The sequence below is a fragment of the Christensenella sp. genome (assembly GCF_034927525.1).
Taxonomy (GTDB): domain Bacteria; phylum Bacillota; class Clostridia; order Christensenellales; family Christensenellaceae; genus Christensenella.
The window spans coordinates 1-6,879 of sequence record NZ_JAYFPU010000362.1; the positions used below are offsets into that span (position 1 = coordinate 1).

At 49.6% G+C, this 6,879-nt stretch carries 7 protein-coding genes and 2 pseudogenes; 3 read left to right on the forward strand and 6 right to left on the reverse strand.

Annotated features, from left to right (window positions below; all coding sequences use genetic code 11):
* Window positions 1-104, forward strand: a pseudogene (locus tag VB081_RS14370) (co-chaperone GroES); the annotation flags it as partial.
* Window positions 105-122: 18 nt separating this feature from the next.
* On the forward strand, window positions 123-1,754 hold the full coding sequence (gene groL / locus VB081_RS14375) for a chaperonin GroEL (protein WP_323401465.1): 1,632 nt from the start codon (window positions 123-125) through the stop codon (window positions 1,752-1,754).
* Window positions 1,755-1,820: 66 nt separating this feature from the next.
* Here groL and VB081_RS14380 read toward each other — a convergent pair whose 3' ends face one another.
* Both VB081_RS14380 and aroQ read right to left on the reverse strand, forming a co-directional pair.
* Window positions 1,821-2,678, reverse strand: coding sequence for an aldo/keto reductase (locus VB081_RS14380; RefSeq protein ID WP_323401466.1), 858 nt, complete (start codon window positions 2,676-2,678; stop codon window positions 1,821-1,823).
* Entirely contained in the window at window positions 2,678-3,115 is a 438-nt protein-coding gene (gene aroQ / locus VB081_RS14385; RefSeq protein ID WP_323401467.1) for a type II 3-dehydroquinate dehydratase, read from the reverse strand. Before aroQ ends, VB081_RS14380 begins: the two co-directional genes overlap by 1 nt.
* A 77-nt stretch (window positions 3,116-3,192) precedes the next feature.
* On the opposite strand from aroQ, the gene aroE reads away from it, so the two are divergent.
* Complete coding sequence (aroE, locus tag VB081_RS14390) at window positions 3,193-4,017, forward strand: shikimate dehydrogenase (RefSeq protein WP_323401468.1); 825 nt, start codon at window positions 3,193-3,195, stop codon at window positions 4,015-4,017.
* Here the strand turns inward: aroE and VB081_RS14395 are convergent.
* The 4 genes and pseudogenes from VB081_RS14395 to VB081_RS14410 form a co-directional block, all read right to left on the reverse strand.
* On the reverse strand, window positions 3,991-4,488 hold the full coding sequence (locus tag VB081_RS14395) for a shikimate kinase (RefSeq protein ID WP_323401469.1): 498 nt from the start codon (window positions 4,486-4,488) through the stop codon (window positions 3,991-3,993). The genes aroE and VB081_RS14395 overlap by 27 nt on opposite strands.
* Entirely contained in the window at window positions 4,488-5,612 is a 1,125-nt protein-coding gene (locus VB081_RS14400) for a bifunctional chorismate mutase/prephenate dehydratase (RefSeq protein ID WP_323401470.1), read from the reverse strand. The genes VB081_RS14395 and VB081_RS14400 overlap by 1 nt, the downstream gene beginning before the upstream one ends.
* The gene (gene aroC, locus VB081_RS14405; RefSeq protein WP_323401471.1) at window positions 5,605-6,681 is read right to left on the reverse strand and encodes a chorismate synthase; all 1,077 of its coding nucleotides are present in this window, start codon (window positions 6,679-6,681) and stop codon (window positions 5,605-5,607) included. The genes VB081_RS14400 and aroC overlap by 8 nt, the downstream gene beginning before the upstream one ends.
* Window positions 6,678-6,879, reverse strand: a pseudogene (locus VB081_RS14410) (3-phosphoshikimate 1-carboxyvinyltransferase); the annotation flags it as partial. The gene aroC and the pseudogene VB081_RS14410, both read right to left, overlap by 4 nt.

Consider the following 6,879-nt stretch of genomic DNA (forward strand, 5'->3'; position numbering starts at 1 on the left):
GCGACAAGGTTCTGTACTCCAAATATGCGGGTACAGACGTAAAATTGGATGGCGAAGAACTTGTCATCGTTCGCCAGTCGGACATTCTCGCTATCGTGAAATAAGAAGGAGGCAAAACAATTATGGCAAAGCAATTGAAATTTGGTGAAGAAGCACGCCGTGCTCTTGAGAGCGGCGTAAATCAGCTTGCTGATACAGTAAAGGTAACATTAGGGCCCAAGGGCAGAAACGTGGTTCTGGATAAGAAGTTCGGTTCCCCCCTCATCACGAATGATGGTGTTACGATCGCAAAAGAGATCGAACTGGAAGACCCCTTTGAAAATATGGGCGCACAGCTCGTAAAGGAAGTTGCGACAAAAACAAACGACGTAGCCGGCGACGGTACGACGACAGCTACCCTGCTCGCACAGGCGATCATCCGTGAAGGACTCAAAAACGTCGCGGCGGGCGCAAACCCGATGGGCATCAGAAAAGGTATCCTCAAAGCTTCGGAAGCTACTGTTGAAGGATTGCAGGAAATGTCCAAGCCGATTGCAGATTCCAAAGCAATTTCGCAGGTTGCAAGCATTTCCGCTGCCGATGAAGAAATCGGTTCGCTGATCGCTCAAGCGATGGAAAAAGTCGGTAACGACGGCGTTATCACTGTTGAAGAATCCAAAACGATGCAGACAGAGCTCGCAGTCGTTGAAGGAATGCAGTTCGACCGTGGATATGCTTCTGCATACATGGTAACGGATACAGATAAAATGGAAGCGATCTTAGACGATCCGCTTATTCTCATCACAGACAAGAAAATTACGAATATTCAGGATCTGCTCCCTGTTCTCGAACAGATCGTACAGCAAGGCAAAAAGCTGCTCATCATCGCTGAAGATGTTGAAGGCGAAGCGCTTGCTACTTTGGTCGTCAATAAGCTGCGCGGAACATTCAACTGCGTTGCAGTAAAAGCGCCGGGCTTTGGCGACAGAAGAAAAGCAATGCTGCAGGATATCGCTACCCTCACAGGCGGAACCGTGATCTCCGAAGAAGTCGGCATTGATCTTAAGGATGCTACAGTAGAGATGCTCGGTCACGCGAAGCAGGTCAAGGTAGACAAAGAAAACACAGTGATCGTTGAAGGCATGGGCAGCAAGGAAGACATTCAGGCTCGCATCAAGTCCATCAAGTCACAGATCGAAGAAACGACTTCCGATTATGACAAAGAAAAGCTTCAGGAAAGACTTGCGAAACTTGCTGGCGGCGTAGCTGTCATCCGCGTTGGCGCTGCAACAGAAACAGAAATGAAGGAAACGAAGCTGCGTATCGAAGACGCGCTTGCGGCAACACGCGCAGCGGTTGAAGAAGGTATCGTTCCCGGCGGCGGCACAGCCCTGCTGAAGGTAAGTGACAAGATCAGTGCCCTGATTGATCAGCTGGAAGGCGACCAGAAAACAGGCGCTAAGATCGTTCTGCGCGCGCTCGAGGAGCCCGTACGCCAAATCGCGGCAAACGCAGGCCTTGAAGGCAGTATCATCGTTGAAAAGATCAATGCGGAAAAATCCAAAACATATGGGTTTGACGCTGCAAAGGGTGAATATGTCGATATGATCAAAGTCGGCATCATCGATCCTACGAAAGTAGCGCGCTCTGCTGTTCAGAACGCAGCTTCCGTATCGGCAATGCTGCTGACGACGGAAAGCGTTGTAACAGACCTTCCCTCTGCTGAGCCGGCAATGCCCGCTGCTCCCGGCGGAATGCCCGGTGGAATGTATTAATTCCAAACAGTTACATAACACAAAAACTGCGGTACATTGTACCGCAGTTTTTTTTATTCTTTTTCTCTATTTACGGCTTGCGCGCTCCGCCTTCACGTCTCCGTCAAAGGTCATCGCATCAAACGAATACGTTCCTTTTCCGTCCAGCGCGTCGATCGCTCTCATATCTTCCTCTGACAATGAAAAATCAAAAATATCAGCATTTTGGATGATACGTTCTTGCCTTGCCGACTTGGGAATGATCACAACATCCTTTTGCAGCGCCCAGCGAAGCGTTGCTTGCGCCGCGCTCTTGCCGTATTTATTGCCGATCTTTGGCATAAGCGGTTCCTCGTTCAAATGCCCGTGGAACATCGGCCCCCAAGCGGTCACAACGATCCCCTGCTGCCTGCAATATTCGCACAGCTCCCGCTGCTGGTGCCACGGATGAAATTCGATCTGGTTATTCGCAGGGATTGTCCCCGTCTTTTCTTTCAGTTCTTCCAGATGACAGATCAAAAAGTTTGATACACCTGCTGTTTTAATGTTTTTCTTGTCCACCTGATCAAGCACAAACTCCCATGCCTTTAAGCGGCGTCCTTCGTCCGCGCCCGGCCAGTGCAATAGATAAAGATCAAGATATCCGCAATCGAGCTTACGCATACTTAAATCAAACGCCTTTTGCGGATCGTCAAAGTCTGTCGGCCAGAGCTTCGTCGTCAGGAATATTTCTTCGCGCGCAACACCGCTCTCGCGGATCGCCCGTCCGACTTCCTTTTCGTTGCCATAAAGCGTAGCCGTATCGATATGCCGGTATCCCGCATCAATCGCATAACGCACCGCATCATATACCGCTTTGCCCTTCGCGTCAAAAACACCCAGACCAAATCCCGGAATGCCTTGCCCATTGTTCATCGTGACTGTTTCAGATAATCCCTTTATCATTACTGCGCCTCCATCAATATTTCCAGAGCTTCCATATAACCCTGCACGCCTTTGCCGCAAATCTGCGCCACACATACCTCCTGAACGACAGATACATGCCGGAATTCTTCCCTTGCATGGATATCGGAAAGATGCACTTCCACACACGGGATACCAACAGAGGAAATTGCGTCGCGGATCGCATAGCTGTAATGCGTATACGCTCCGGCATTCAGAATGATACCATTTTTCCTGTTGTAGCACTCATGCAGCTTGTCTATCAATGCCCCTTCATGGTTCGATTGGAAAAATTCCAGTTCAACATCATAGTTCTTCTTTTCGACCTCCGCCCGGATAAAATCGTTCATATCGCCAAGCGACATATTCCCATAAACACCCGGCTCGCGAATCCCCAGCATATTTAAATTTGGTCCATTCATGATCAATATCTTTTTCATTTTTTTACCTGACTTTAAAAGTGTGTTATAATTTTATTGTTTTCATTATAACATAAACCGAAAGGATTTTTTACAGTATGGCCAAAAATTACTGCGTCATCGGTCAACCGATCGCACACAGTTTGTCTCCGGCGATCCACAACGCCTTATATGAGCGTTATGGGCTGGACTATACATATACCGCTTATCCTGTCGATCACGACGGCATGGATGCATTCTTAGCGCAGCTTACGCAGCGTGGGATATGTGGCTTCAATATCACGATGCCGCTAAAACAAGACATCCTTCCCCATCTGGCCTGTATTTCAAAGGAAGCGCGCGACAGCGTAAATACCGTCGTTGTGAAAGAGGATGGTCTTTATGGTTATTCCACAGACGCCCGGGGCTTTTACGCGTCTTTGCGGCAGCTGGGTGCGGATTACGCAGGCAAAAACGTCATATTCCTCGGCGCAGGCGCAGTCACCGGCCTGCTATACGCGGACGCTGTAGAAAAGAACGCTGAAAATACAATTGTGCTCAACCGTACGCTTGCAAAAGCACAAAAAATGACGCAGGCATGCGGCGGTACTGCCGATACGCTCGATAACATCAGCCAATATATGCCGCAATGCGACCTTCTGATCAATACGACGTCGCTCGGTATGAGCGGAACCAAGTATGATTTTGAAAACTTTGATTTTATCAGTTTGCTGCCCGCTCACGCAGTGGTATGCGACCTGATCTACAGCCCGCCAAAAACCGCATTGCTTGCCCAGGCGCAGTCACGCGGCTTACAAACGATGAATGGCTTAGGAATGCTTATCTGGCAAGCGTTTTACGCCTTTGAGAAATTCTGCGGTATCCTTCCTGACAAGGACGATTACGAGGCGATCTGCTCAAAGCTTCAAAAGAGCGATCAGTGAATCGACCGCTTTTTCAATCGTTGCATCATTTAACAGCTTATGATCGCACGACGATTCATAGCGCTGTTTTCTGCTCTCAAAAACTTTTTTGATGTTATCCCTGTCACGTTGCAAAACAGGCCGATTTTTGATATCGACCTTTCCTGCGATCACTGCAATATCCCGTTCGATATAAACGATCGTGCCGCTGCTTTTCATCAGGCGGATATTTTCGTCTGACAAAATAATGCCGCCCCCGCATGAGATGATCGCGTTCGTTTCTTCCTTTGCGATCCGCCGCAGCATATCCGTTTCCATTTTACGGAATCCGCTCTCGCCTAATTCTTCAAAAATACGCGTGATCGTACTGCCCGCTTCCTTTTCGATGCGCGCATCGATATCCCAAAACCTTCTTTCGGTTTTCTTAGCTGCCTTGCGTCCGATCGCCGTTTTACCACAGCCCATCATTCCCGTCAGATAAACATTGCCCATCACTGCTGTTCTCCGTTCCTGTATACGCCAAGAAGCCGCAACTGCGCACAATAAGGCTTGATTTCATCCATTGCGGAATCGATTTGATCTGCAATACCTTCCCCCGCAAAATCAACATAAAAACGATATTCAAAGTTCTTGTCATGCAGTGGACGCGACTCGATCTTGACCATATTCAAATGCAAACGCGCAAAAGCATTGAGCACACGCGCAAGTGCGCCGCTCTCATGTTTCAGCACAAACCCAACGCTCGCTTTATTTGCAGCGGCATTCTTTACATACTGTGCACCGATCACAATAAAACGCGTCGTATTCTCCCCGCTTGTACTGATGGACGGCTTAAGCACCTGCAATCCGTATATCTCCGCCGCATATTCGCTTGCGATCGCCGCTTTTGCTTTATCACCGCACTCCGCTACATATTTCGCGCTCACAGCGGTATTATAATACGGGATCTGCTTCCACACCGGATGTTTTTTCAAATACGCCGCACACTGTAAAAACGGCTGGTCGTGCGAGTATACCTCTTTAATATCTTTTATTGTGCCTCCAGGAACGCCCAATAGAGCATTCTCGATATGGATCATCTGCTCCCCAACGATCTTTACATCGAACTGGTCAAGCAGGTCGTAAACCTGTCCTACGCTGCCTGCATACGAGTTTTCAATGGGCACCACGCCATACTCGATTTCGCCATCTGCGACCGCCCTGAATACATCTTCAAACGCCGGTAAACTGATACTGTTTACATCGTCGCCAAAATACCTGTTTTGTGCCAGATCAGAATACGCCCCGCGCACGCCCTGATAGCCGATCGTCCCCACGGCAGCCATTTTTTTTGCAGCCGGTCTTACATCTTCTACCTGTTTTGCCTGGTGCTCCCTGCTGATCTTCATCAACAGCTCAAACAGCCGATCGATATCTGCGTCAAGGGAAGGGTCTTCTGCCATAGCGCGTCTCTTTTTCAGCACCTCCTGCTCCCTAGAGCGATCAAGCACCGGAAGATCGTGCGTAATCTTATAATCCGCCACCCCTTGCGCGATGTGAAGCCTTTCTATGAACGCATCGATGATCGTTCGATCGACCTTATCAATTTGCTCGCGTAATTTTTCCAGTTCAGTCATTCCGTGCCTCCAACAAAAGGTCTGCCATCACCAATGCCGCAGCACATTTGACGACCTCCACAGCGCGCAATGCAATACATGTATCGTGGCGTCCGTGTATCTGCAGCGTCTCGTTCTCCATCGTTTTGATATTGACCGTCTCCTGTGTTTTGAAAATAGAAGCGGTCGGTTTGACTACCACACGGAACACGATGGGCATACCGTTGCTGATCCCGCCGTTGATCCCGCCATTATGGTTGCTCTTAAAGGTCATCTTTTTATTCCGCATCACAGGTACGTCGTTTGCTTCGCTTCCATTCATCCGGGCGATGCCAAACCCAGCACCAAATTCAATACCCTTGATAGCGGGAACAGAAAACATCATGTGAGCCATCCGGCTCTCAACGCTGTCAAAAAACGGTTCTCCCAGTCCTGCTGGAATCCCATCGATCACACACTCGATCACGCCTCCGACCGAGTCACCTTCAAGCCGCGCCTGCGCGATCACTTCGCGCATTTTGTCACCTGTAATGTCGTCCACTACGGGAAATTCTTTTTGTTCTACTGCATCCAAAATATCCGCTGTAAGTTCTTTCTGGTCTGCAACCTTTGCGATCGAATGGATACACGCTCCAACTTTAACGCCTTTGGCGCCGAGCAATTGCCGCGCTACGCTGCCCGCAAAAACAAGAGGCGCGGTAAGCCGTCCAGAAAAGTGGCCGCCGCCGCGGTAGTCGTTGGCTCCGTTGTATTTCACGATTCCCGTATAATCTGCGTGACCGGGACGCAACAGCGCCGCGGTTTTTTCGTAATCCTGCGAACGCGTGTCTTTGTTCCTGATTATCGCGCACAGCGGCGTACCTGTCGCCTTACCCTGAAAAAAGCCACTCACGATCTCATACATATCCGGCTCGCTCCGCTTGGTCGACGCGTCACTCGTATTCGGCGCGCGTCTTTTCATCCCCAGCCGGACAAGCGCCTCGTCGATCACCATTCCCGCCGGCAAGCCGTCTATCACCACGCCGATCGCAGCTGAATGAGACTCGCCGAATATGGTTGTCTTCAATATTTTACCAAAGGTAGCACTCATTTGACTTTACCCCCTACGCTTTCCCATTCAGAAAAGAAATCCGGCGCGGACTTCTTGACGCTTTCTGCGCCCGTAAGCACGATCTCGTCCTGCGCAATACACGATGCGACCGTAAGCGCCATCGCAATTCTATGATCATTGTGGCTGTCGACCTCACCGCCACGCAACCGGCCGTTTCCATTGATCACTAGGCTGTCC

Coding starts and splice junctions, on each gene's coding strand:
- aroE (WP_323401468.1), top strand. CDS start 3,193: ATGGCCAAAAATTACTGCGTCATCGGTCAACCGATCGCACACAGTTTG.
- VB081_RS14395 (WP_323401469.1), bottom strand. CDS start 4,488: ATGGGCAATGTTTATCTGACGGGAATGATGGGCTGTGGTAAAACGGCG.
- groL (WP_323401465.1), top strand. CDS start 123: ATGGCAAAGCAATTGAAATTTGGTGAAGAAGCACGCCGTGCTCTTGAG.
- VB081_RS14400 (WP_323401470.1), bottom strand. CDS start 5,612: ATGACTGAACTGGAAAAATTACGCGAGCAAATTGATAAGGTCGATCGA.
- aroC (WP_323401471.1), bottom strand. CDS start 6,681: ATGAGTGCTACCTTTGGTAAAATATTGAAGACAACCATATTCGGCGAG.
- VB081_RS14380 (WP_323401466.1), bottom strand. CDS start 2,678: ATGATAAAGGGATTATCTGAAACAGTCACGATGAACAATGGGCAAGGC.
- aroQ (WP_323401467.1), bottom strand. CDS start 3,115: ATGAAAAAGATATTGATCATGAATGGACCAAATTTAAATATGCTGGGG.